The sequence below is a fragment of the Rhodococcus sp. NPDC077669 genome, from assembly GCF_040686915.1.
Classification (GTDB): Bacteria; Actinomycetota; Actinomycetes; order Mycobacteriales; family Mycobacteriaceae; genus Rhodococcoides; species Rhodococcoides fascians.
Map to the genome: position 1 here is coordinate 1 of NZ_JBFBMD010000011.1, position 24,344 is coordinate 24,344.

Sequence of the window (24,344 nt, forward strand, 5' to 3'; positions counted from 1 at the left end):
CCCGCTCCACCGCCGCCTCACCCGACGGCATCTCCGCAGCCCCCAGACGTTTACGAAGATCGGCCAATTTACCCGCAGTGGTATGGATATCGGGTGCATCTGCCGACCCGGGTGCAGTGGAATCCTGGACGCTGGTCATGGGGCAACACTTTAACTGCGAGTGTGATCTGCGCCCCGACCGAGGGTGGTTCACGAGCCGACGTCGGTTCGTGCCGAACCCATATGCTGGTGGTCATGTGGACCAATCTGGATCGCCCACCGCTCGACGTCCGTGCACTCCGTCGAGCCTTGGTGGACGGACCGCAGGCCTCGTGGTCTCGGGTGGACGTGGTGACCGAGACCGGTTCGACCAATGCCGACCTCGTCGCTGCGGCGGCAGATCGGGCGGACCGGACGGCCTTGATCGCCGAACATCAGGGGAGTGGGCGGGGCAGGCATTCGCGTCCGTTCTCCGGTGCTCCGCGATCGCAGATATTGCTGTCGATGCTGCTGAAGTTCCCGGGGATCGACCCGGCGGTGCTGGGTTGGCTGCCGCTGATGACCGGCGTGGCTCTGGTCGATGCGCTGCGTACCGTGGCCGAGGTCGATGCGCGGTTGAAGTGGCCGAACGACGTTCTGATCGGCGGTAGGAAGGTCTCGGGCATTCTGGCCGAAGTAGCCGCCCACGGACCGAGTCCGACCGTGGTCATCGGCCTGGGAGTGAACGTCTCGATGACCGAGGCCGAGCTCCCGGTGCCCACGGCGACGTCACTCGCGCTCGAACAGGCCGCGGTGCTCGATCGAGACACCCTGGTGCGTGCGATCCTGCGCGGGGTGGCCGCCGAGGTGGATTCGTGGCGGGATGCGCACTGGGATACCGAGGCGCTGGCGCACCGATACAGAGATCGGTGCGGCACCATCGGACAGCGAGTGCGTGTCGACCTCCCCGGCGGCGAGCACGAAGTGGGAACCGCTGTCGATGTGGACGAACACGGCCGGATTGTGATCGAGGTCGAACGTGCCGGCTCCGCATCGCCCTCGGTTCTCGCGGTGGCCGCCGGCGACGTCACTCATCTCCGACCTGTCTCGTGAGACCATCTTCACCCGGGCAGATCCGGCGCGAATAGTCAGGAGTGCACGTGGGTTACCCACAGGATGCGTTGGCCGACGAGGAAGAGCTACTGCTTCACCGTCACCCGCATTGGAAGATGTTGATCCTGCCGTCGATCACGTTCGTGCTCGCCACGGGTCTCGCCGGCGTCGCCCTCGGTGTCGCAGCTGCCCGACTCGAATCCACGGCCGCCGATGTGGCCACGATCGCCGCGCTGGTGGTGTGGGCAGCGATCGTCGGGTGGCGATGCCTGGTTCCGCTCGTGAGCTGGAAGTGCACTCACTTCATCGTCACCGATCGTCGGGTCCTCGTTCGGCAGGGTGTGCTCACGCATTCCGGAATCGACATCCCCATGAGCCGCATCAGCAACGTGCAATTTCGACACGGGCTGCTGGACAGGATGCTCGGTACCGGCACCCTGATCATCGCGTCGGCGTCGGACGACCCACTCGAGTTCGACGACATTCCGCAGGTGCAACGCGTCCATTCGTTGCTCTACCAGCAAGTATTCGACTCCATGGACTTTCGTCGCGAGTCCGTTCACGATCGGGACCGAGCATTCGAGCCGATGGCCGACGATGCACCGGCCGAGTCCAAGCCCGGTTGGCGCGCGGGGAAACGCAGGTAACACAGGCTGTTCTCACATTCGAACCGTAGGGTTGCCGACGTGACCGATGTTCTGCTTGCCGAAGACGACGAAGCTATCGCCGCACCCCTCTCCCGTGCCCTCGGGCGCGAGGGCTACACCGTGACCGTCGAACAGACCGGGCCGGCCACGCTACAGCGTGCTCTCGACGGCAAATTCGACTTGCTGATCCTGGACCTGGGGCTGCCCGGAATGGACGGCCTCGAAGTGTGCCGTCAGGTCCGCGCCAACCGGTCCGAGGTGGCCGTGTTGATGCTCACCGCGCGCACGGACGAGGTCGACTTCGTCGTCGGCCTCGACGCCGGTGCCGACGACTATGTGGGCAAGCCGTTCCGGCTCGCCGAGCTGATGGCTCGGGTTCGAGCGCTCCTGCGTCGACGCGGTGCCGGCGAGGACGTTCCGATCGAGGTCGGTGCAATTCGCCTCGAACCGGCCGCCCGACGGGTGCTCGTCGGAGGTACCGAGATCTCGCTGGCCAACAAGGAATACGAGTTGCTCAAGGTGCTGCTCGATCACGCCGGTCAGGTGGTCTCGCGGGAGGTCATCTTGCGCGAGGTGTGGGGCGACGCGGAGTTGCGCGGATCCAAGACCCTCGACATGCACATGTCCTGGTTGCGCCGCAAGATCGGCGACGAAGGACCGGTGGCGGAGCGTCGCATCGCGACCGTTCGCGGTGTCGGATTCCGCATCAACAGCGACTAGTCGTCGATGCGGCGTCGAATCCTGGTCTCCATTCTCGCTGTCGTCATCATGACGGCCCTGCTGCTCGGGCTGCCGCTGATGTACACGGCCTGGCTGTGGGTCGAGGACTTCACTCGAAACGATCTGCAGGCACGCCTCGACCGAATGGCCGCGGAGATCATCTCGCAGGAGGGGTCGGCCGGACTGATCGAGGGTCAACTCGACATCGGTTCGCTGCGTCTGGCGATTCCGCAGGGTGGCCGCCTCGTCGTCATCTATCCGACGCCGGAGGACGCCGCGTCCCGTGCCGACATCGGCCAGGCATCCGTCCCCCGGCCACTCGTCGAATCGTTGTCGATGGGGACCTCGGGATCACTGCGACTCGAAGTACCGTCCGACGACATGCGTTCACTGCAGCGGCAGGCTCTCGGCGCGGTGACTCTGGTGGTCCTGGCGTCCGCGCTGGCAGGAACCGTGGTGGCCGTGCTCACCGCCAAGCGACTGGCCGATCCGTTGCAGGACGTCGCGCGGCGGGCGGCCCGACTGGCCGAGGGCGACTTTCGGCCGGACCCGCGTCGGCACGGCATTGCCGAGCTGGACCGGGTGTCGGAGGTTCTCGACTCGGCCACCGTCGAGATCGCCGGGCGGCTGCAGCGCGAACACACGTTGGTTGCCGACGTCTCGCATCAACTTCGTAGCCGCCTGACCGCCGTTCGACTGCGGTTGGACGAGATCTCCACCCATCCGGACCCCGCGGTGGTCGACGAGGCGAACGAGGCGATGGATCAGGTCGATCGGTTGACCCTGGCCATCGACGAACTCGTCCGCTCCTCCCGCAGCGACGGCGCCGCCGATGCGCACGAGGTATCGGTCATCGAGGAACTGACCGGCACGGTGGTCGAATGGCAGCGAAATTTCGACGATGCAGGTCGGAGTCTGGTGCTCAAGGGCGACGCCGACCTCCAGGCGTCGGTGACCGGCTCGCGTCTGCGCGAGGCCGTGTCGGTACTGGTCGACAACTCTCTGGTGCACGGCGACGGTGCCTGCACGGTTGCCGTGCGCGCCGTGTCCGCCGCCGAGGGGACCGACCGGCGGCGAGAGAAACTGGTCTGTGTCGAGGTGTCCGACGAGGGTCCAGGGGTGAGCAACGAACTGGCACCCCACATCTTCGACCGCGGATTCTCCGGAGCCGGTTCGACCGGAGTCGGTCTCGCGCTGGCCCGGGCCCTGATCGAGGCCGACGGCGGACGGTTGGAACTACAGCGCAGACGACCGGCACTGTTCTCGGTGTTCCTGCCCGCTCGGCGCGAATCGTCGCCCGCGCTCTCGCGGCGCGAACCACGCTGACCGAACTGGGGGTCAGTCGAGCGCGTTCGATGCGTCGGTCGGATCCCCGTTGCGCTCGGCGTCCACTTCCAGGATGGTGCGCGCGTTGTCCTCGGGAAAAGCGAAGCGACGCAGCGCCCAGAAGCGGAACGCCATCTGGAGCAGGTTGCCGATGATGTAGTTCAGCACGAAGTCGATGACGACCACCATCGTCAGCGACTCGTTGGTGTCGCGGATGTCGAAGATGTTGTTCGCGATCCACAGCGGACCGGCGGCGATGAGCACTCCGATGCCGCTGATGGCGAAGAAGAGAAGCGCTTCGTGGTGGCGTTCGCGCCCGCCGCGGTGCTTGAAGGCCCACTCACGGTTGAGGAAATAGCTGAGCAGGGTGGCGAGCACGCCCGAGATGATCTTCGCGATCACCGGCTTCTGCTCGAGCACCGTCAGGCTCAGCGAGTAGAAGATGACGAGGTCGAACACCATCGTCGTACCGCCCACGATGGCGAACTTGATCAACTCGCTGTGCCGGATCGCAAGGTCCCTGATGGGCTTGGGTAAGCGCTGAAGCACGCTGTCGATCGTCGGCACAACGGTGAAGTCTACGAAACGAACGCCCGATCCGGCGAACCGACGCTCTGTTCATCAGCGTTTCCACAGTCTTGACGACAGTGTTTCCACGTTCTTCGCGACAACGACGACCGCCGTGCGACTGCCGGTTCGGCCCGAACCGGCAGGACATGACACCATGGTGAGCCGTGACAGGTACCGAACCGCGCCCCACCGCTGCGCGCCCGTCGTCGACCGGAATGCCCGTCGTGACGATGATCGGCGGAGGTCAGCTGGCCCGCATGACCCATCAGTCGGCCATCGAACTCGGCCAAACGCTGCGCGTGCTCGCCGCGGGCGCAGACGAGCCGGCGGCTCAGGTGAGCCCCGACGTCGTGTTCGGGCTGCACGACGACCTCGATGCGCTGCGCACGGCCGCGACCGGATCCAACGCCCTGACCTTCGACCACGAGCACGTGCCGACGGAGCACCTCGAGACCCTGGTCGCCGAGGGCGTCAACGTCCAGCCGCCACCGAGCGCGCTGATCTTCGCGCAGGACAAACTGCGCATGCGTCGAAAGCTCGAAGAGCTGGGGGCACCCGGACCGGCGTACGCGGAGGTGTCGTGGGCGCAGGACGCCATTGCGTTCGGTGACGAACACGGGTGGCCGGTTGTCCTCAAGGCGGTCCGCGGCGGCTACGACGGCCGCGGTGTCTGGATGCCCGCCGACGCCGAGGAAGCCGAAGAGATCGTCACTGCCCAGCTCGACCTCGGTGTGCCGCTCATGGTCGAGGAGAAGGTCGCCATGCGCCGCGAGTTGTCGGCGATGGTCGCGCGATCGCCGTTCGGTCAGGGTGCTGCGTGGCCCGTCGTACAGACCGTGCAACGACACGGACAATGCGCGGTGGTTCTGGCCCCGGCTCCCGACCTGGACGAGGACGTCGCCACGTACGCCGGTCGGCTGGCGCTCGATATCGCGGGTGCCCTCGGCGTCGTCGGAGACCTCGCGGTCGAGCTGTTCGAGACCACCTCGGGCAAGCTTCTGGTGAACGAGCTGGCCATGCGGCCGCACAACTCCGGTCACTGGACCATGGACGGCTGCCGCACCTCGCAGTTCGAGCAGCATCTGCGTGCGGTGCTGGACTACCCGCTGGGTGACACCGATCCACTGGCACCGTTGACGGTGATGGCGAACATCCTGGGTGCGCCCGAAGCGCCGGAGATGACGATGGACGAACGCCTGCATCACCTGTTCGCGCGCATGCCCGACGCCAAGGTGCACCTGTACGGCAAGACCGAGCGGAAAGACCGAAAGATCGGCCACGTGAACATTCTGGGCGCGAGGTCCGGATCGCTCGGCGACCCGGCCTACGTGGCGGCCGTACGTGAACGAGCCGAACGTGCAGCGCATTGGATGTCGCACGCCGAATGGACCGACGGATGGGACCCGCACCATGACTGACGAATCCGGTACCGCCGTCGTAGGCCTGATCATGGGCAGCGATTCCGACTGGCCGACCATGGAGGCCGCAGCAGAAGCGCTGGCGGAGTTCGGTATTCGTTTCGAGGTCGGCGTGGTCTCGGCGCATCGCACACCTCAGCGGATGCTCGACTACGCCCGCGAGGCCGCCGGTCGCGGAATCAAAGTGATCATCGCCGGTGCCGGGGGAGCGGCGCACCTGCCGGGCATGGTGGCGTCGGCGACGCCACTGCCGGTCATCGGCGTTCCGGTACCGCTGAAGTATCTCGACGGTATGGACTCGCTGCTCTCGATCGTGCAGATGCCGGCCGGTGTGCCCGTTGCGACGGTCTCCATCGGTGGTGCTCGCAATGCGGGGTTGCTCGCCGTCCGGATTCTGGGAGCGTCCGATCCTGTTCTGCAGCAACGGATGTCGGCCTTCCAGTCCTCTCTCGAGGCCATGGTTCTGGACAAGGACGCGGCACTGCGAACCACGCTGCTGGGATGAGTGCCGCGGCGTCGCGGCGCGAGCAGATTCGACGAGCCGGCCGCGGCAAGTGGCAGTCGGTGTCGGTGACCCGGCTGGCACTGCGCTACGCGCAGCTGTGGGGCGGAACGGCGCGTTTCGACGACGAGTTCTCGATCTTCGTGTGTTCCGGCCTGCGCGGCGGATTCGGCCGCGGCGGAACCACATTCGGTGGGGCCTACCTGACGGCGAACAACACCGCCCGTCGGGTGCTGCGGCACGAGGCGATTCACGCCGACCAGTGGGCGAGGTTCGGGCTGACCTTTCCGTTCCGCTACCTCGTCGAGGAAGCGCGTCACCGCGGCAGCGCCAACCGGTTCGAGATCGAAGCGGGACTCGCGGACGGCGGCTACCGCCCGACCGGATGAGGCGACAAGTCAGTCGAGGGTCGTCGTGACCTTCTCGGTGTCGATGCGTCGTTCCTTCTTGCTCTCGTCGGAGTTGGCCACCTGTACCAACGACGCTCCGGCCGCGAGCACCGAGAGCAGTCCGTCGATCAACTCGTCGGCGTTGGTCCAGGATGCACTGGACAACACTCGGTCCGCGGCCGAGAGAGAATGGGCCTCGGCGCGTTCTCTTGCTGCGGCGAGGACGTCGTCCACCGAGCGGCCGTCCAATGCCGCGGACCCGGATCCGTTTGCCCTGAATTGGTCACCGTGTACGCGAACCGAGGTGGCGTAGTCGGTCATCCCGAGGGGCAGATCGGGGACTGCCTTGCCGAAGGCATCGAGCGAGAGCGCCAGAACTTCGTCGACGTCGGGTGCGTCGTCGAGGCGGTCGCCGTGCACCAGCGCGAGATCCGCGGAGTCGTCTGCACCGAGCACCACCTCGCCGCCGGTCCACCAGATTCCCAGAAGTACGGCAGCGGTCTGCCAGTGCGCCGGCAACAGCACGCACACGCGCGCGCCCTGATCGAGTGCGAACTCGTCACGGAGCAGGTTGGCAGTCTTGGCCGCCCAGTTCGCCAGTGTCACGGCGGACACCTCGACCCGCTCGCCGGTGGCATCGTCGTAGTACGTGATGCGGGGACCGGCCGGGTCTGCCGCCAGGATCGGCTCGAGCAGGGTTTGAGTCAGGTTCGAAGCCACACCACGACCCTAGTCGACGCCTACCCGCCCCGACCTCCGCACTGCGTTCGTACCGTCAGTTCACGCACATGGGGCCGGTGGAACCCGCGTCGATCGGTGCCGCAGGTTCCTCGGGGACTGCTGTACCTGCTTCGGGTGCCACGGTTTCGGCCGTCGCGGCCTGACCCGAGCCGGGGCCGGCATAGTCGTCGGCGAGCACGACCCGGACGGCATCGGCCGCCATGGTGTCGTCGGCGGTGATCTGCAGGCCACCGAGTGCTGCCGACACGGCGCGAGCGGCGTCGCTGTCCACGTCGGCGGTCTGGATGCGGCTCGTGGAGATGGACGAGCCCTCGTAGTTGCCGATGGTGCCACCGACGTACCCGAGCGCCGTCAATGATCCGGCCACACCGTTGGCCAGACCTTCGATACCGCTGTCGTTCGCGACGTCCACCGTCACCGTCGACGGATCGACGGCCGGCGCATCCGAATTCTCGGCGTTGGTCTCGGCGGAGTTCCCGTCCTCGAGTAGTCCGGCGACGTATTTCTTCACTGCTGCCGGGTCGACCTGCACGATGGATTCGCCGTAGTCGGTCGTCGCATTGATGTCGACCGCGGGGATGGTCTCGAACTTGACCTTGCCACCGGCGAGATCCTGCAGGCGAGTGGCGAACTGCAGGATGTCCCAGTCCGAATCGAGGGTGACCGACCGCTGCACCGCGGTACTGAGCTGACCGAGCTTGCTCGGATTGCTCAACGTCTTGGCGCTGAGCACACTGCGTACGAGGGAGGCCATGAAGACTTGCTGGCGCACGATCCGGTCCAGGTCACCGCGGGGCAGATCGTGTCGTTGCCGGACGAAACTCAGCGCCTGCGAACCGGACAGGTTCTGCTCACCGGCGGCGAAGTTCGCACCCGACAGCGGCTCCTGGACCGGATTGTTCAGGCATACCGCTACTCCGCCGACGGCGTCGGTCAGCAGAACGAAACCGAGCAGGCCGACCTCTGCGTAGTGATCGACCGTGATGCCGGTCAGGTTGGCGACGGAATCGATCAGCGCTTCGCGTCCGGCCTCGGTGGCCTGCGGTTCGGCGTCGGCATCGGAGACTCCCTGCTCGACCAGCTCGAGCCGTTTGTTCTCCTTGGTCGCTCCGTACGCGGCGTTGATCTTGGACATTCCGATCCCGGGCACCTCGACGTACGAGTCGCGCGGGATGGAGATGGCAGTGGCCGACGAGCCGTCGTTCGGGACGCGGATCAACACGATCGTGTCCGTGTTCGACGCAACTTCCTCGCCTGCGTTCAGCGAGGCCAGTTCTTCCGGTGAGAGCGCGTTGCCGTGGGCGTCGGTGCGGCTGTCGGTGCCGACCATCAGGATGTCGACCGCGCCGTCCGCTGCGCCGCCCAGACCGAGGCCGCCCGCAGTGGCGATGTTCGACCGCAGACTGTCCACGCTGCGCCACGCGAAGCCGGTCACCAACAGGACGAGTACCGACAACACGGCCACGGCAACGTGCGTCGCCGGCCAGCGACCGCCTGCGCCCGGTCGGCGGGGTGCCTCGCCTGCGTCCGGTCGTCGGTCGTCGCCTCGGGGCTCGCGCTGCGGTCGTCGTGCACGGCCGGCCGTGGTTCGTCGTTCGTCGCCGCGTACGCCGCCTCGGCGATGCACGCCCGGTTCGCCGTCTGCAGGGGGACGAACAGGGCGATCCTGAGAGTCGCGCCCGCGGGGCGCGCGAGGGTCGATGTCACGGTCGCGTCGGTCGCCGCGCAGGCCGTCGCCGTCGGCTCGCCGCGAGGTGCGCCGGTGTGGTGGGGGCGTGCGCTCACCTCCGTGCGTGCCTGAATCTCGTGGCACCTTCGACCCTTTCCTCGTTTCCGGCAGGCATGGACACCCACCGACAGACGTTCACTCCCCCCGACTCGAAGGTTACTGGCGATCGGCCGCGCTCTCGCCGAACCGACCGCGGCGTGCCACACTTGGCAACCGTGAATGCGATCGTGGTGACCGGTGCACACGGCCAGTTGGGCCGACGGGTGGTCTCGCTCGCCGCCGAGCGTGATTCCGACGTCGAGGTGCACGGCTATTCGTCCGCCGACCTGGACATCACCGACCCCGATGCCGTCGACGCCGTGGTGACTGCGGGTGCGACCGTCGTCAACTGCGCCGCATACACCGCCGTCGATGCCGCCCAAACCGACGAGTCCAGGGCCATGGCCGTCAATGCCGACGGTCCTCGAAATCTCGCGCGGGCGTGCGGGCGTGTCGGTGCACGACTGATTCACATTTCCACCGACTATGTGTTCGACGGCACAGCGACCGAGCCGTACGACGTCGACGCGGCGACCGCGCCGAAGTCCGTGTACGGACGCACCAAGTTGGCCGGGGAAACGGCGGTACGTGAGGAACTTCCCGAGGCCGTCATCGTGCGCACCGCATGGGTCTACGACAACACCGGCAAGAACTTCGTCACCACGATGCGAAGACTCGAAGGCGAGCGGGAGACCGTCTCGGTGGTCGACGACCAGATCGGATCGCCCACCTTCGCCCTCGACCTGGCCGCCGGTCTGCTCGAGATCGAAGCCGACGCGACGGTGACCGGCCGGACCCTTCACTTCACCAACGCCGGGCAGGCGAGCTGGTACGACCTCGCCCGGGCAGTGTTCTCGGGAATCGGTGCCGACCCCGACCGGGTGCGACCGTGTTCGAGCGCAGAGTACGTCGTCCCGGCACCTCGGCCCGCATACTCGGTGCTGTCACCGAATGCGTGGTCCGCAGCCGGGCTCGGTGCGCCCCGCACCTGGTCCGAGGCTCTGACGGCGGCTCTTGCTCGGTCGTGATGCGGGATCGATGCTCGCCTCGGGCTAGTCTTGCCCGCGTGAGTTCCGACCTGGCCGTGGTGACGGTGACCTATTCCCCCGGCGAATACCTCGAGCAATTTCTGACGTCTCTACGCGAGTCCACGACTCGGCCCGTGCGAGTCATCATGGCCGACAACGGGTCGGTCGACGGCACTCCGGAAGCTGCCGAGGCGGCGTTCGCGGAAGCAGAATTGCTGCGTACCGGCGCCAACATCGGCTACGGCGCTGCCGTCAATCGGGCGATCGCCGCGGTCGACCCCGAGGTCGAATTCGTCGTGGTCGCCAATCCGGATGTCAGGTGGCACCCCGGGTCCCTTGACGGATTGCTCGACGCCGCGGCGCGATGGCCGCGCGCAGGTTCGCTGGGCCCACTCATTCGTGAGCCGGACGGGTCGCGATACCCGTCCGCGCGATCGGTGCCCGATCTGACGTCCGGGGCCGGCCACGCAATTCTGGGCAAGCTCTGGCCGACCAATCCGTGGACTCGGCGATACCGCCAGGAGAACGAGACGGTGTCCGAGCGGCCGGTGGGATGGCTGTCGGGATCATGCCTGTTGCTTCGCCGCGCGGCGTTCGACTCCATCGACGGGTTCGATTCGCGCTACTTCATGTACATGGAGGACGTGGACCTCGGCGACCGGCTCGGTAGGGCGGGTTGGCAGAACGTCTACGTACCCGAGGTCGAGGTCACGCACTCGAAAGGCCATGCGGCAGGACGGCATCCGGAAGTGATGCTGCCCGCACACCACACCAGCGCCTACCGATTCCAGGCCGACAGACACGACCGGGTGTGGCAGGCTCCACTACGATGGGCGCTGCGCGCGGGTCTCGGTCTTCGCTCGAAGGTCGTTGTGACTTCGGCGCTTCGGGCCCGAGCTCGTGAAGAACGACCGTCGGACGAGAGAACAGAGGCTGGACATGTCGGATAGTTCCCCATCGGTCGCCGCACGGACGGATGCAGTGATCTTGGTCGGCGGCAAGGGAACTCGACTGCGCCCGTTGACTCTGTCGGCACCGAAGCCGATGCTCCCGACTGCAGGACTCCCGTTTCTCACCCACCTGCTGGCCAGGATCAAGGCTGCGGGCATCGAACACGTGGTTCTCGGAACGTCGTTCAAAGCCGAAGTGTTCGAGCAACATTTCGGCGACGGGTCGGCGTTGGGCATCGAACTCGAGTACGTGTTCGAGACCGAGCCCATGGGCACCGGCGGCGGAATCAGAAACGTGCTGCCGCGACTGCGGGCAGACAACGTCATGGTGTTCAACGGTGACGTGTTGGGTGGTACCGATCTGACGGCAGTGCTCGATACGCACCGCACGACCGACGCGGACGTGACGTTGCATCTCGTTCGGGTCGGCGATCCCCGAGCGTTCGGTTGTGTCCCGACCGACGAGAACGGCCGAGTCACCGCGTTTCTGGAGAAGACCCAGGATCCGCCGACCGACCAGATCAATGCCGGTTGCTACGTGTTCAAGCGTGAGATCATCGAGTCCATCGCAGCCGACCGGCCGGTGTCGGTGGAGCGAGAGGTGTTCCCTGCCCTGCTCGCCGAGAACAAGAAGGTCTACGGGCACGTCGACAGTGCGTACTGGCGCGACATGGGTACGCCGGAGGATTTCGTCAAGGGATCGGCCGACCTGGTTCGCGGGATCGCGCCGTCGCCCGCACTGCACGGAGATCGCGGTGAGTCCCTGGTTCACCCCGGAGCGGGTGTCGCGCCGGGCGCACTGCTGATCGGTGGAACCGTCGTCGGACGTGGTGCCGAGATCGGCGCAGGCGCTCGTCTCGACGGCGCGGTGGTGTTCGACGGTGCGATCGTCGAAGCGGGGGCCGTGGTCGAACGATCCATCCTGGGTTTCGGAGCCCGCATCGGACCGCGCGCACTCGTGCGTGACGCCGTCATCGGTGACGGTGCCGATATCGGAGCTCGGTGCGAGTTGCTGCGCGGCGCACGGGTATGGCCAGGAGTGAAGCTGCCCGACGGGGGAGTGCGCTTCTCCACCGACGTCTGATCGTCGTCCCGAGGGGCTGAGCGGGGCCGCCCGGGCGGATCAGCGATGCGCGGCGAGCGCGACGAGATGGTCGATGGTCTCGCGCTCGGCCGAGTCGGGTAGTTCGTCCACCGGCCACCAGCGCAGGTCCGTCGATTCGTCGCTGCGCACGGCGCGCGCGCCGTCCGGGGCGCGCACCAGGAACCGCAGGTCCAGGTGCCGGGTCGGCTTACCCAGTGAGCACGTGATCGGGTGAGTGTGCGCCGAGAGCAACTCGGGATCGATCGACAGATCGGTAATTCCGGATTCTTCGGTCGCCTCGCGCAGCGCTGCGGCGACGACCGTCTCGTCCTCGGGTTCGCAGTGACCGCCCAGCTGAATCCACCGGCCCACCCGGGGATGCAGGGTCAGCAGAACGTGTCGTCCCGACGCGTCGAGTACCAGCGACGATGCCGTGATGTGGCCGGCCTCGTTCGCGCGAAGACACGCGTCGGGATTGCTGTGCAGAAAGGCGATCACGGTGTGTCGAAGGGATTCGTCCCTGGAGTCGGTCGGTGCCCATCGATCGAGTGTCTCGGCCGCGGACTGCCACAGTGAGGAAGCGGACATCGTCGGTCAGAGCTCCACCAGCGAAGACCCGGGCGCGGCCGGATCTCGTACCGCCAGCGGCTCGCTGGGGTGTCCGATTGCGATGGCCCCCAATGCTTTCCAGTCCGCACGCAAGCCGAGCTCGGCGCGGACGGTATCGGCGGCGAAGATCGTCGAACCGATCCAGCAGCTACCGAGATCGCGAACGGCCAGGGCGACGAGCAAACCCTGAACGGCGGCACCGACCGCCACGGTGAACATGGTGTCCTCCGCTGCGCGACGCCTCTCGTCGGGATAGGTGTGCGCCCCGTCCGGCACACAGAACGGAATCACGATTTCCGGCGCATCGAACAGAATGTCACCGCGGCTCAGCCTCGCGGCGATGCGGTCCTCGGTCAGCCCGTCTCCGGCCAGATCGGCTCGCCACTGCTCGCGCATGGTCTCGAGCAGTCGTCGACGCACCGCGGGCGTTCTGATCCAGACGAATCTGACGGGGTGGGTGTGATGCGGGGCGGGGGCGGTGAGGGCGTCCGCGACGGCGTCACGAATCGAGTCCGGGTCGACTGCGTCGGGGGAGAACGATCGAACCGACCGCCGGCGGAGCAGGGCCTCACGTCGACCACGTTCGAGTGCCTCGGCGGTTCCCAGCCAGAACAAATCGTCTTCGCCGCCGCGCAGCAGCGTGGCGGCGGTGGAGCCGTCGTCGACCGGTGACAGGCCGCGGACGACGGCTATCGGAACGCCACCCAGCTTGCCCTTCACGAGATCGCCTGCCGCAGCGAGCTCGTCGGCGATGGCGACTTCGGTGACGATCAGTTCGTTGCCCTGGCCGTCTTCTGCCCCGGCGTATCGATGGACGACCGCCAGGCCGGCAGACCCGATCGCGGCATCGGTCTGACCGATCCGCCAGGCCCGGCCCATCGTGTCGGTGATCACGACAGCCACGGTGACTCCGGCCGACGCGTGCAGTGCTCGCCGAAGAGCCGCCGCGCTGGCGTCGGGATTCTCCGGGAGCAGCGCCAGTTCGCTGCCGTCGACGTTGGACCCGTCGATACCCGACGCGGCTTGCACGATGCCGAGGCGGTTCTCGGTGATGAGTGTCCGGCCTTTTCGGGCGACGACGCGAACGGCCTCCTGATCGACGAGGACCCGGCGGGCCGCGTCCCGCTCCTTGGGGTCCTGCGGTGCGGGCACCAGACGTCCCTCGACCTTGGAGACGATCTTGCTGGTGACCACGAGGACGTCTCCGTCGCGCAGCCAGGGCGCTCGGTCGACGATCGCTGCGGCGAGATCGTCGCCCGGACGAAACTCGGGAAGTCCCGTGACCGGCAGGATTTCGATCGATCCGCCCGGTGCGTGGTCACCGGGAGCCTCCGGCATCGACGCCACGTCGCGTGGGGCGGTCACAGTTCGAGTCCGGCTGCGCGCAGGGCGGTGCGGGCCATCACCGCTGTGGTCTCCGGGTCGGTCATCAGCAACGGAATCGACTGCACGTCGACTCCGTCGACCACCGCCGAGTCGGTGCTGTGCACCAGCCAGGCGTCGAGAATGCCGGTGCCGCTTCGGCTTCCGTAGAGGCGGCCGACGGCCTCGGCCGTCGTCTCGACGCCGATGACCGAGAGGCACTCGTCTGCCATGCCGCGCAACGGTTTACCGTCCACCACCGGGGACAGGCCGACGACCTTGGCGGCGGTGGTGCGGAGTGCGCCGCGGATGCCGGGTACGGCAAGAATTGCGCCGACACTGACCACCGGGTTGGACGGGGCCAGGATCACCGCGTCGGCCTCGGCGATCGCTTCGGCGACTCCCGGTGCGGCAGTGGCCTGTTCGGCACCGATATGAGCGAAACTGTGCGTGGGAATCTGCGCGCGGTAGCGAACCCACCACTCCTGGAAGTGGATTGCGCGTTGCTGCTCGCCGCTGGGGTCGTCGGGGTCGGTGACCACGACGTGTGTTTCCGAGCGGTCGTCGGTGACCGGCAGCAATCGGACCCCGGGCTGCCATCGGTTGCACAGTGCCTCGGTGACGGCCGACAGCGGAAATCCGGTGCGCAGCATGCGACTGCGGATCAAGTGCGTGGCGATGTCCCTGTCGCCGAGGCCGAACCAGTCGGGATCTGCTCCGTAGGCGGCCAACTCGTCGCGGGCGTTCCAGGTCTCCGCGACCCGGCCCCAGCCGCGCTCGGTGTCGATTCCGTTTCCGAGGGTGTACATGCACGTGTCGAGATCCGGGCAGATGCGAAGGCCGTGCATCCAGACGTCGTCGCCGACGTTGACCACCGCCGTGATCTCGTTCTCGGGTTCGTCGCCGAGAAGGGAGTCGCCGAACAGGGATTTGAGCCCCTGGAGGAACCGTGCGCCACCGACGCCACCGACCAGAACAGTAACTTTCACAACATGCGAGCCTAGTGCGGTTGCCGCCCGCCCGGGTGAGCGCCCACCCGGACCGTCCGCGGGGCCGGGATCCGAGCCCGAGAACCGCCGCGACACGCACGGGACGCGCTCCGATTCGGGGAGACAGCCGATTTCGGGCATGGGATGGTATTGGATTTGTGCGATCGGCTTGACCGCGACACACCTGTACGTGTCTAATCACAGGTATGTCATTCAGCGTTCGCGGCACGAGTTCGACTGCAGCGAACCTGGTTTCGAACACTCGTTCCCTTCCTGTTCGTCCCTGAGTGGACGTGGAGTAGAGGTCGAGAGTTGGACGGGTGGAGAGCCGGCTCGGACGTACCAGCTCGATCGAATACCGGCGCGGGGCAAGGTATTCGAGATTACGAGGACCGAAATATCTGCGCTACCACAGGTGAGGAGGCGGAAGCGATGTATGACCAGCACGTGACACGTGATCAGCGGGGCGGACCCACTGCACACCTCAGCGCTGTCGACGACGCGCCGCAAACCGAGTCCGATTCCGGCGTGGATTCGAGCGTCTCCGTCGACGCCGGTTCTGCGTACGTGACCCCGTCGAACGATGCAGTCGACGGCGAACTCTCGAGTGACGCCGTGCAAATCGATCAGGACATCGACAGCCCTGATGTCGACAGCCCGGATGTCGACGACGTCGATAACGACGACTCGGACAACGACGCCGATTCGATGCCGTTCGTGGCCGAATCGGTTCCACCCGCCAAGCCGTTCCTGAGTCTCGTGGCGGGTTTCGACGAGATGTTCGAGGAGATCGAGGATCAGTGGCAGGAGCGCGCCCTGTGCGCTCAGACCGATCCCGAAGCCTTCTTTCCCGAAAAGGGCGGCTCCACCCGCGAAGCGAAGCGAATCTGTCTCGGCTGCGAGGTCAAGGACGAATGCCTCGAATACGCTCTCGCCAACGACGAGCGATTCGGAATCTGGGGCGGACTGTCCGAGCGTGAGCGTCGTCGGCTGAAGCGCGGGATCGGCTGAGCCGAACGCGCTCAGGAGGATCCACCCACGAGCCGACGCTGCATCACGGCTCGGCGCTGGCGGGGTCCACCTCGTCTGGATCGATCCCCAAATATGTCGCTACCTGCTCGACCAGGACCTCGAACAGTAGGTCCTCCAAATCTTCCGGATGCTTGGCGCGCCGCTCGAGCGGACGCCGGAACAGCACCACACGGGCGCGTGTCGTCTCTCCGCGCTTGTCGATCCCTGCGGGGACCAGTCGCGACAGGGGTACCGGTCCTTCTGCGACCACCTCGGGCGGCCACGTGACCGATTCCGGGTCCAACGCCCTGATCTTGGGCACGTCGTCGACGGCGATGTCGAGCTTCGAGAGCTTGTCGTGCCACCGGTGGTCGATGCGCGCGAACGCGTCGAGTACCAGCCGGTCGAACTTCTCTGCACGTGATCGCCGGGCAGGTAGGTCCTCGGGCAGCACCGGTCCGCGGATGCCGCGGCCGTGCCGCGCAACGGACCGCGACGTGATCCTGCGCGCGGAAGAGAACTGAGGCATGGGGGCAGGTTATCGCGGCTGTCCGGTGTGTCGGTCGTTCGGTCGGTTGCACGTACCGGATACTCTGCACTCGTGAGATCACTGCGTGGCTGCTGCAGGCCTGGTTGCAACCGTTCTGCCGTTGCGACGCTCACATATGTCTACTCCGACTCCACTGCGGTCGTCGGTCCGCTGGCCACCGTGGACGAACCGCACTCCTGGGACCTGTGCGAGGTCCATGCCTCGACGACCACGGCACCCAAGGGCTGGGAGCTCGTGCGGTACGAGGGTGGTTACTCGACATCGACCCCCGACGAGGACGATCTGACCGCGCTGGCCGAGGCCGTACGCGAAGCCGGTCGGGGAGACCGGACGCGCTCCGAGGAGCGAGACAGCGGTGACCGGTCGCCCGCCCGCCACCAGGACACCGAGCGACGGGCCACGCCTGCCGTCCGAACCGGCCGGCGCGGACACCTCAGAGTTCTACCCGATCCCACGTCCTAGACCCCCTGCGCAGAACGCCGCGGCGGGGCGCTGCGCTGCGTCCGCCCGAATGAACGACGGGTCGACTGGCCCGCCCACCGGGCGTCTGGCAAGGTTTGCACCAGTACCGAAACGGACAAGCCGGTCTGCCGAGCTTCGGTGTTGATCGCCCCGTACCCAACGCTGGATGTCCGACGCCGGACGACCGACAATCAGGAGAATCTTCGTGGCCCGAACCGCAGAGTCCGTCAACGCCGTCATCAAGGCCTACGACGTCCGTGGCGTCGTAGGTGAGCAGATCGACGAGGCGTTCGTCCGAGACGTCGGTGCATCGTTCGCCCGGTTGGTACGCGACGAGGAGGGCGCAGCGCGGACCGTCGTCGTCGGACACGACATGCGCGACTCCTCGCCGGGCCTGTCCCGCGCTTTCGCGGACGGCGTCACCGCGCAGGGACTCGACGTCGTGCACATCGGTCTCGCCTCGACCGATCAGCTCTACTTCGCGTCGGGCCTGCTCGAATGCCCGGGTGCCATGTTCACCGCAAGCCACAATCCGGCGAAGTACAACGGAATCAAGCTGTGCCGCGCCGGTGCCAAGCCGGTGGGACAGGACACCGGGTTGGCCACGATCAAGTCGGAACTGATCGACGGGGTGCCGGACTTCGACGGCCCGGCCGGTACGGCAACGTCGCGAGACGTGTTGACCGACTACGCCGGGTTCGTCCGCGATCTGGTCGATCTATCCGGCATCGGATCCATGAAGATCGCCGTCGACGCGGGTAACGGCATGGGCGGGCACACGGTCCCCGCGGTGTTCGCTCCGCTCCCGGTGACGATCGAACCGTTGTTCTTCGAACTCGACGGCAGCTTCCCCAATCACGAGGCCAACCCACTGGATCCGGCGAACCTGGTGGATCTGCAGCGCTTCGTCGTCGAGACCGGTGCCGACATCGGGCTCGCGTTCGACGGAGACGCCGACCGGTGCTTCGTCGTCGACGAGAAGGGCGATCCGGTCTCGCCGTCGGCCGTGACCTGCTTGGTGGCAGAACGTGAGCTGGCCAAGGAGCCCGGTGCGTCGATCATTCACAATCTCATCACCTCGCGTGCGGTGCCGGAGCTGGTCACCGAGCTCGGCGGCAAGCCTGTCCGCACCCGAGTGGGGCACTCGTTCATCAAGCAGCAGATGGCCGATACCGGTGCGATCTTCGGCGGAGAACATTCCGCGCACTACTACTTTCGCGATTTCTGGGGTGCCGATTCCGGCATGCTCGCCGCGCTGCACGTTCTCGCTGCCCTCGGCGCACAGGATCGACCGCTCTCGGAGATGATGGCCTCGTACGAGACGTACAGCGCGTCGGGTGAGATCAACTCGACGGTCGACGACGCAGCCGAACGCACCCAGGCCGTGCTCGACGCGTTCGCCGATCGGACCACCGGAATCGACCGTCTCGACGGCGTGACCGTCGACCTCGAGGGTGGTGCATGGTTCAACTTGCGTGCGTCCAACACCGAGCCCCTGTTGAGACTCAATGTCGAGGCGCGCACCCGCACCGAGGTCGACGCGTTGTCGACCGAGATATTGAGCATCGTTCGCTCCGGACTGGAATAGTGGTTACCTAGAGTTCACAAGTGGGTATGCAGGCATTTCGAGTCGGTGACGTAAGGGAAGGTGCCGAGGTCATGAGGGCAGTGACGTCTCTGGTCGATCTCGACGACGCCGGCGCGATCGTGGCCGCCGATCGGGAGGGCGCGCTCCGCAGCGCCGCGCTCGCGGGTGCTCAAGTACGCGCCGTAGCCACTGCGGTCGAAGAGTCGGTGCTGGCGCGCCTGGCCGACCTGCGACCTCGCAGCGTGGTGATCGTGACCGGCGACGGCCGCAGCAGTCGTGCGGCGTCTCTGCTTGTCGCTGCTCTCGGAAACCATTTGGGCGTTCCCCTGGTTCGTAGTACCGGAACTCCGCCGTGGATCGGGCCACTGGATGTCGTCGTGGTGGCCGGCGACGATGCAGGCGATCCTCGTCTGGCCGAATCGGTCGACGCGGCAGCACGGCGCGGCGCGGAGGTCGTCGTCGTGGCACCGGAAGAGGGTCCCCTGCGTGCCGTGCGCGGTGCCAGGGTCATGTGGTTGCCGCCGCGCATAGCGGTGCGTGACCACAATGCGCTGATGCGCTACCTTGCGGCGTTCGTGGCCGTCCTCGGCGCGGTTGCCGGTGGTTCGTGGAAGGCGCTGTTGCCCAACCTTTCTCGGCTCGCAGATCTGCTCGATGCCGAGGCTGTGCGCAACAGCCCGTCCAACGAGGTGTTCCACAACCCTGCCAAAGCGCTTGCCAGTGGGTTCAGCGGCAAACGTGTGGTGCTGAGCGGTGCCGGGCCGGCTGCCGTCGAGGTGGCGCGGCACGGTAGCGAGGTGTTGCTGCGGGCGGCCGGTCTGATCGTGGCTGCGGGTGAGCTCGGCGATGTCATTGCTGCGTCCATCCGTGCGTCCATGGTCGAGTCATCGGGGCCGGTCAGCACCTTCGACTCGATCTTCCACGACGAGGAGCTCGACGGACCGGCTCCCGAACAGCCGATGCGGGTATTCGTCCTGGCGTCCGAATCCGATCGCGCGCTGACCGAACGACGCATTGCCGGTGTTCCGAATTCCGAACTGGTACTGACCGAGTCCGGTGAGGCGGCGTCGGGCGGGGAGTTCGCGAGTTCGGGTTTCGAGGCCCGCGCGGCGTCGCCCGATCCGGTTACACTCTCGATGCTCGACACGATGTCGGTGTTGGCAACGCGGTTGGACACCACTGCCGCGTACTTGTCGTTGATGGGCGGTAGCTAGTGCAACTCCTGCGAGGCGCAGTCCGGTCCTACGCTTGGGGTTCGCGCACTGCTCTGGCTCGTATCCAGGGTAGGCCGGTACCGTCCGATCATCCCGAGGCGGAGATCTGGCTGGGTGCACATCCGGCCGATTCTGCGCACGTGGTTCACGAGGGTGGCAGCACGCCGTTGCTCACCCTCATCGACGGGGATCCGGAAACACAGTTGGGCGGCTCTGCTCAGGACTTCTCGTCGCGGCTGCCGTATTTGCTGAAATTGCTTGCCGCAGAAGAACCTCTGTCGTTGCAGGCACATCCGAGCAGCGCGCAGGCGCGTGAGGGTTTCGCGCGGGAGAACGCCGCAGGTGTTGCGATCGATTCCCCGGTGCGCAATTACCGGGACGCCAATCACAAGCCCGAGCTGATCGTGGCACTCACCGAATTCGAAGCACTGGCAGGGTTTCGGCAACCGGCCGAGACAGTCGAGTTTCTCGATGCGTTGGCCGTGCCGTCCCTCGCGGGGTATCGCACGTTGCTCGCCGCTCAGCCCGACGCGTCGGGCCTCCGGACGGTGTTCACCTCGTGGATCACGTTGCCCGGGCAGTCCCTCGACGACCTGTTGCCTGCGGTCGCCCAGGGCTGCATCGATTATCTGTCGGGGCCTGCCCGCGCCGACGGCGGTCGATTCGCCGCCGAGGCACGGACGTTGCTCGAGCTGGGGGAGTCGTATCCCGGTGATGCTGGAGTACTGGCGGCCTTACTGCTCAATCGGGTCACCCTGACTCCCGGCCAGGGCTTGTACCTGGATGCGGGCAATCTCCATGCGTACCTGCGCGGAACCGGTGTGGAGATCATGGCCAACTCCGACAACGTTCTGCGTGGAGGGTTGACGCCCAAGCACGTCGACGTGCCGGAGTTGTTGCGCGTGCTGGACTTCGAGCCCGCCGACATCTCTCCGATCACGCCGGGTGAGAACGATCGGCCCACCTACCGATACCCGACGCCGGCCCCTGAATTCGTCCTCAGCCGGACGGCGGTCGGTCCGGGGGAGACCGTCGAGATTCCTGGAACCGGTCCGCGAATTCTGTTGTGCACCAGCGGTTCGGTGCTGGCGACGACCGGTGACACACACGCGGGGCTCACCGTGCCCCAAGGTAGTTCGGCGTGGATTCCCGCTGCCGACCGATCGGTCACCGTCACCGCGGACTCCGACGGTGCCGAAGTGTTCGTGGCGGCGGTCGGATCATTGCAGTCGTAAGGCGCGGCAAGTCGAGTGGCCGAAGTGTCCGACACGGGTGCCCGCTACCAATAAGGTGATGTCACAGTGAATTCTGGGACGGGTGGGTCCGATCGGATCGGCCGTCTGCAGAAGCGACGTGGCGATACGGAGGTCCGATGACCAAGGCAGACCGGCCCAGGAAGCCCCCGCGTACGACGGGGTGGTTCCGGACCAAGTCGATCGAACAATCGATCGAGGACACCGACGAACCGGACACCAAGTTGCGCAAGGAGCTCGGTTCGTGGGATCTGACCGTGTTCGGTGTCGCGGTGGCGGTCGGAGCCGGCATTTTCACGCTGACGGCGAGGACTGCCGGAAACGTTGCCGGACCGGCTGTTTCGGTGGCGTTCGTGTTGGCGGCCATCGCCTGCGGGCTCGCTGCCCTCTGTTACGCCGAGTTCGCCTCCACGGTTCCGGTCGCCGGTAGTGCCTACACGTTCTCCTACGCCGCATTCGGTGAGTTCATCGCCTGGATCATCGGCTGGGATCTGATCCTGGAATTCGGACTCGCCGCGGCGGTGGTGGCGAAGGCCTGGTCGCTCTATCTGGGAGACCTGCTCGGCACGTCGGCCCCGGTACTGCAGATCGGTTCGCTGAATTTCGACTGGGGCGCACTGCTCATCGTGGTGGTGTTGACGGTTCTCATCGCCTCGGGAACCAAGTTGTCCTCGCGCGTGTCGTTGGTGATCACAGCCATCAAGGTGATCGTGGTGCTGTTCGTCGTCGTGCTCGGTGCGTTCTACATCAAGGTCGCCAACTACGACCCGTACATTCCGCCGTCCGAGCCCGCGTCCACGGGTGAGGGGCTTCATCAGTCCCTGTTCTCCTTCGTCACCGGTGCGGGCGGTAGCACCTTCGGTTGGTACGGACTGCTGGCGGCGGCGTCGCTGGTGTTCTTCGCGTTCATCGGCTTCGACGTGGTCGCGACCACGGCCGAGGAGACGAAGGAGCCGCAGAAGGCATTGCCGCGCGGCATCCTCGGATCCTTGGCCATCGTGACCGTGCTCTACGTGGCGGTGACCTTGGTGCTGACCGGGATGGTCAAGTACACGGATCTGGCCGGCGACAGTGCCACGCTGGCAACGGCTTTCGAGCTGAACGGGCTGACGTGGGCCAAGAACATCATTTCGTTCGGCGCACTGGCCGGTCTGACGACGGTGGTCATGGTTCTCATGCTGGGGCAGACTCGCGTCCTGTTCGCCATGTCGCGAGACGGCCTGGTGCCGCGCGGTCTGGCCCACACCGGAAAGAAGGGTACGCCGGTTCGGACGACGATCCTGGTCGGTGTGGTGGTCGGACTGCTTGCCGCGTTCGTCCCTCTCGGCACGCTCGAGGAGATGGTCAACATCGGCACGCTGTTCGCCTTCGTTCTGGTGTCGGCCGGTGTGCTCGTCCTCCGCAGGACGCGTCCCGATCTCGAGCGCGGGTTCCGCGTGCCCTGGGTTCCGCTGGTTCCGATCCTGGCAGTGGCCGCGTGCCTGTGGCTGATGCTCAACCTGTCGGTCGAGACCTGGTTGCGGTTCCTGGTGTGGATGGCAGCGGGTGTCGTCATCTACGTGCTGTACGGTCGCCGCCATTCGGTGATGGGTCTGCGCGAGGCGAAGAAAGTCGAGTCGCGACCCGAGTGAGACGCGGCCGAGTCGTCTTGCGAGGCCGGCCCCGACCGTCGATCGTGCGGGCGGGGCCGGTTTTCTCGGATCCGACGTGTCCGGGGTATCCGTCACACCCCTCGGTCCGAACGCCCGGCATGTTATACCCTTGAAAACAAACTGACAGGACCGCAAACATTCGGTGAGAGGGTGTGGCAACTGTGAGCGTGGACGGCCGAATCACCTCATCGGACGATTCGGGTGTCGCTTTCGGGGAGCGGAATTCGGCCGGGGCTGCACCTGCGGTTCGGCGGTGGGACAACAAGCGCTACCTGTGGATGCTGGGTCTGCTGGCACCGGCATCGGCACTGTTGCCGTCCCAGTTGGTGTACTGGACCGGCATGCCGGTGTTCTGGTGGAGCGGCGTCCTGGTGTTCTTCGTGATCATTCCGATCATCGATCTGCTCGCGGGCGAGGACGGTCACAACCCGGACGCGTCTGCGGCCGACGAGCTGCAGAACGACCGCTATTACCGCTGGTGCACCTACCTGTTCCTGCCCATCCAATTCATCGGTCTGATCGTCGCCTGCTGGATGTGGGCGTACGGAGGTCTGAGCGTGGTGGACAAGATCGGGCTCGCGGTGACGGTGGGCCTGGTCGCGGGAACCGGAATCAACGCCGCCCACGAGCTGGGCCACCGCGTCGAGCAGCACGAACGCTGGTTGGCGAAGGTGGCCTTGTCGCAAACCCTGTACGGACACTTCTTCGTCGAGCACAACCGCGGTCACCACGTGCGGGTGGCCACTCCGGAGGATCCGGCCAGTGCCCGGCTGGGAGAGAGCGTGTGGACGTTCGTGCCGCGCAGCGCTGTTCTCGGGCTGGCCTCGGCCTGGAAGCTCGAGGCAGGCCGGCTGCGTCGCAAAGGCCACTCCGTGTTTCACCCGTCGAACGCCCTGCTACACACGTGGCTGCTCAGCGCCGTTCTCTTCGTCACGCTGATGGTCGTCTTCGGCTGGGCGATCGCGCCGTATCTGCTGATACAAGCCGTCGTGGGATTCGTGCTCCTGGAGATGGTGAACTACGTGGAGCACTACGCACTGCTGCGCGAGACGAACGAGCGAGGCAGATACGTGCGGTGCGCACCGCGGCACAGTTGGAACAGCGACCGGCTGTGCACCAACATCTTTCTCTACCACCTGCAGCGACACAGCGATCATCACGCCAATCCGGGGAAGCGGTACCAGACCCTGCTCTCGTGCGACGAGGCCCCGCAGTTGCCTGCCGGGTACGCGACGATGGTTCTACTGGCAGCGGTACCGCCGCTGTGGCGTCGGGTGATGGACCCGCGGGTGCTCGACCACTACGACGGTGATCTCGTCCGGGCCAACATTCTGCCCCGAAAGCGCGATCGGATTCTGGCGCGAGCCCAGCAACACGGGTGACCGCGGGACCACTCGACGAATCGTCTCCCGGGCATCGGACCGATTCGCCGGGCAGGCG

24 protein-coding genes are annotated in these 24,344 nt (G+C 66.3%); 17 read left to right on the top strand and 7 right to left on the bottom strand.

Going from position 1 to position 24,344, the window contains the following annotated elements:
• The first annotated feature begins 234 nt into the window (after positions 1–234).
• Genes AB0P23_RS14620 through AB0P23_RS14635 form a run of 4 tightly spaced genes read left to right on the top strand, consistent with a single transcriptional unit; the run spans position 235 to position 3,764 of the window.
• Complete coding sequence (locus tag AB0P23_RS14620; RefSeq protein ID WP_032372888.1) at positions 235–1,071, top strand: biotin--[acetyl-CoA-carboxylase] ligase; 837 nt, start codon at positions 235–237, stop codon at positions 1,069–1,071.
• A 47-nt stretch (positions 1,072–1,118) separates the two neighbouring features.
• Positions 1,119–1,718 (top strand): PH domain-containing protein, encoded by a 600-nt coding sequence (locus AB0P23_RS14625; RefSeq protein ID WP_287451605.1) that lies wholly within the window; start codon positions 1,119–1,121, stop codon positions 1,716–1,718.
• 39 nt (positions 1,719–1,757) lie between these two features.
• Positions 1,758–2,438: a response regulator transcription factor gene (locus AB0P23_RS14630; RefSeq protein ID WP_027496484.1), complete on the top strand. Its 681-nt coding sequence runs from the start codon at positions 1,758–1,760 to the stop codon at positions 2,436–2,438.
• A gap of 6 nt (positions 2,439–2,444) precedes the next feature.
• Positions 2,445–3,764, top strand: a complete 1,320-nt coding sequence (locus AB0P23_RS14635) for a HAMP domain-containing sensor histidine kinase (protein ID WP_027496485.1) — start codon at positions 2,445–2,447, stop codon at positions 3,762–3,764.
• A gap of 12 nt (positions 3,765–3,776) precedes the next feature.
• On the opposite strand, the gene AB0P23_RS14640 is transcribed toward AB0P23_RS14635, so the two are convergent.
• On the bottom strand, positions 3,777–4,331 hold the full coding sequence (locus tag AB0P23_RS14640; protein WP_032366285.1) for a GtrA family protein: 555 nt from the start codon (positions 4,329–4,331) through the stop codon (positions 3,777–3,779).
• 167 nt (positions 4,332–4,498) lie between these two features.
• Between AB0P23_RS14640 and AB0P23_RS14645 the strand changes: the two genes are divergently transcribed.
• Genes AB0P23_RS14645 through AB0P23_RS14655 form a run of 3 tightly spaced genes read left to right on the top strand, consistent with a single transcriptional unit; the run spans position 4,499 to position 6,643 of the window.
• Positions 4,499–5,752: a 5-(carboxyamino)imidazole ribonucleotide synthase gene (locus AB0P23_RS14645; protein WP_027496486.1), complete on the top strand. Its 1,254-nt coding sequence runs from the start codon at positions 4,499–4,501 to the stop codon at positions 5,750–5,752.
• Positions 5,745–6,257 carry a 5-(carboxyamino)imidazole ribonucleotide mutase gene (gene purE / locus AB0P23_RS14650; RefSeq protein WP_094717664.1) on the top strand — a complete coding sequence of 171 codons (513 nt, stop codon included), beginning with the start codon at positions 5,745–5,747 and terminating at the stop codon, positions 6,255–6,257. The genes AB0P23_RS14645 and purE overlap by 8 nt, the downstream gene beginning before the upstream one ends.
• Positions 6,254–6,643: a hypothetical protein gene (locus AB0P23_RS14655; RefSeq protein WP_032372702.1), complete on the top strand. Its 390-nt coding sequence runs from the start codon at positions 6,254–6,256 to the stop codon at positions 6,641–6,643. The genes purE and AB0P23_RS14655 overlap by 4 nt, the downstream gene beginning before the upstream one ends.
• A gap of 9 nt (positions 6,644–6,652) precedes the next feature.
• Here the strand turns inward: AB0P23_RS14655 and AB0P23_RS14660 are convergent, their stop codons facing one another.
• Both AB0P23_RS14660 and AB0P23_RS14665 read right to left on the bottom strand, forming a co-directional pair.
• Entirely contained in the window at positions 6,653–7,363 is a 711-nt protein-coding gene (locus tag AB0P23_RS14660) for a TIGR03089 family protein (RefSeq protein WP_283541567.1), read from the bottom strand.
• A gap of 55 nt (positions 7,364–7,418) precedes the next feature.
• Positions 7,419–8,849, bottom strand: coding sequence for an LCP family protein (locus AB0P23_RS14665; protein ID WP_283541588.1), 1,431 nt, complete (start codon positions 8,847–8,849; stop codon positions 7,419–7,421).
• A 479-nt stretch (positions 8,850–9,328) separates the two neighbouring features.
• Between AB0P23_RS14665 and rfbD the strand changes: the two genes are divergently transcribed.
• From rfbD to AB0P23_RS14680, 3 genes are read left to right on the top strand one after another with little or no spacing between them, the layout of a single operon-like run.
• Positions 9,329–10,180 (top strand): dTDP-4-dehydrorhamnose reductase, encoded by an 852-nt coding sequence (gene rfbD, locus AB0P23_RS14670; RefSeq protein WP_283541566.1) that lies wholly within the window; start codon positions 9,329–9,331, stop codon positions 10,178–10,180.
• 38 nt (positions 10,181–10,218) lie between these two features.
• Positions 10,219–11,130 carry a glycosyltransferase family 2 protein gene (locus AB0P23_RS14675; protein ID WP_283541565.1) on the top strand — a complete coding sequence of 304 codons (912 nt, stop codon included), beginning with the start codon at positions 10,219–10,221 and terminating at the stop codon, positions 11,128–11,130.
• Positions 11,120–12,214, top strand: coding sequence for an NDP-sugar synthase (locus tag AB0P23_RS14680; RefSeq protein WP_027496494.1), 1,095 nt, complete (start codon positions 11,120–11,122; stop codon positions 12,212–12,214). Before AB0P23_RS14675 ends, AB0P23_RS14680 begins: the two co-directional genes overlap by 11 nt.
• A 39-nt stretch (positions 12,215–12,253) precedes the next feature.
• Here AB0P23_RS14680 and AB0P23_RS14685 read toward each other — a convergent pair whose 3' ends face one another.
• Genes AB0P23_RS14685 through cofD form a run of 3 tightly spaced genes read right to left on the bottom strand, consistent with a single transcriptional unit; the run spans position 12,254 to position 15,174 of the window.
• Positions 12,254–12,802 carry an NUDIX domain-containing protein gene (locus AB0P23_RS14685; RefSeq protein ID WP_283541564.1) on the bottom strand — a complete coding sequence of 183 codons (549 nt, stop codon included), beginning with the start codon at positions 12,800–12,802 and terminating at the stop codon, positions 12,254–12,256.
• A 6-nt stretch (positions 12,803–12,808) separates the two neighbouring features.
• Positions 12,809–14,161 (bottom strand): coenzyme F420-0:L-glutamate ligase, encoded by a 1,353-nt coding sequence (locus AB0P23_RS14690; protein ID WP_283541587.1) that lies wholly within the window; start codon positions 14,159–14,161, stop codon positions 12,809–12,811.
• Positions 14,162–14,184: 23 nt separating this feature from the next.
• Positions 14,185–15,174 carry a 2-phospho-L-lactate transferase gene (cofD, locus tag AB0P23_RS14695; RefSeq protein ID WP_032366289.1) on the bottom strand — a complete coding sequence of 330 codons (990 nt, stop codon included), beginning with the start codon at positions 15,172–15,174 and terminating at the stop codon, positions 14,185–14,187.
• 777 nt (positions 15,175–15,951) lie between these two features.
• On the opposite strand from cofD, the gene AB0P23_RS14700 reads away from it, so the two are divergent.
• Positions 15,952–16,185, top strand: coding sequence for a WhiB family transcriptional regulator (locus AB0P23_RS14700; protein ID WP_027496498.1), 234 nt, complete (start codon positions 15,952–15,954; stop codon positions 16,183–16,185).
• Positions 16,186–16,228: 43 nt separating this feature from the next.
• On the opposite strand, the gene AB0P23_RS14705 is transcribed toward AB0P23_RS14700, so the two are convergent.
• The gene (locus AB0P23_RS14705) at positions 16,229–16,714 is read right to left on the bottom strand and encodes a metallopeptidase family protein (protein WP_027496499.1); all 486 of its coding nucleotides are present in this window, start codon (positions 16,712–16,714) and stop codon (positions 16,229–16,231) included.
• Positions 16,715–16,786: 72 nt separating this feature from the next.
• Between AB0P23_RS14705 and AB0P23_RS14710 the strand changes: the two genes are divergently transcribed.
• From AB0P23_RS14710 to AB0P23_RS14735, 6 genes are all read left to right on the top strand, one after another.
• Complete coding sequence (locus AB0P23_RS14710; protein WP_027496500.1) at positions 16,787–17,197, top strand: DUF3499 domain-containing protein; 411 nt, start codon at positions 16,787–16,789, stop codon at positions 17,195–17,197.
• A gap of 205 nt (positions 17,198–17,402) precedes the next feature.
• Positions 17,403–18,785 carry a phosphomannomutase/phosphoglucomutase gene (locus AB0P23_RS14715; protein WP_052053378.1) on the top strand — a complete coding sequence of 461 codons (1,383 nt, stop codon included), beginning with the start codon at positions 17,403–17,405 and terminating at the stop codon, positions 18,783–18,785.
• A gap of 71 nt (positions 18,786–18,856) precedes the next feature.
• Positions 18,857–19,999 carry a hypothetical protein gene (locus AB0P23_RS14720; protein ID WP_032401411.1) on the top strand — a complete coding sequence of 381 codons (1,143 nt, stop codon included), beginning with the start codon at positions 18,857–18,859 and terminating at the stop codon, positions 19,997–19,999.
• Entirely contained in the window at positions 19,999–21,234 is a 1,236-nt protein-coding gene (gene manA / locus AB0P23_RS14725) for a mannose-6-phosphate isomerase, class I (protein WP_080736612.1), read from the top strand. Before AB0P23_RS14720 ends, manA begins: the two co-directional genes overlap by 1 nt.
• 137 nt (positions 21,235–21,371) lie before the next feature.
• Positions 21,372–22,883, top strand: a complete 1,512-nt coding sequence (locus AB0P23_RS14730; RefSeq protein WP_032401410.1) for an amino acid permease — start codon at positions 21,372–21,374, stop codon at positions 22,881–22,883.
• A gap of 299 nt (positions 22,884–23,182) precedes the next feature.
• Entirely contained in the window at positions 23,183–24,286 is a 1,104-nt protein-coding gene (locus tag AB0P23_RS14735; protein WP_283541586.1) for an alkane 1-monooxygenase, read from the top strand.
• The last annotated feature ends 58 nt before the right edge of the window (positions 24,287–24,344 follow it).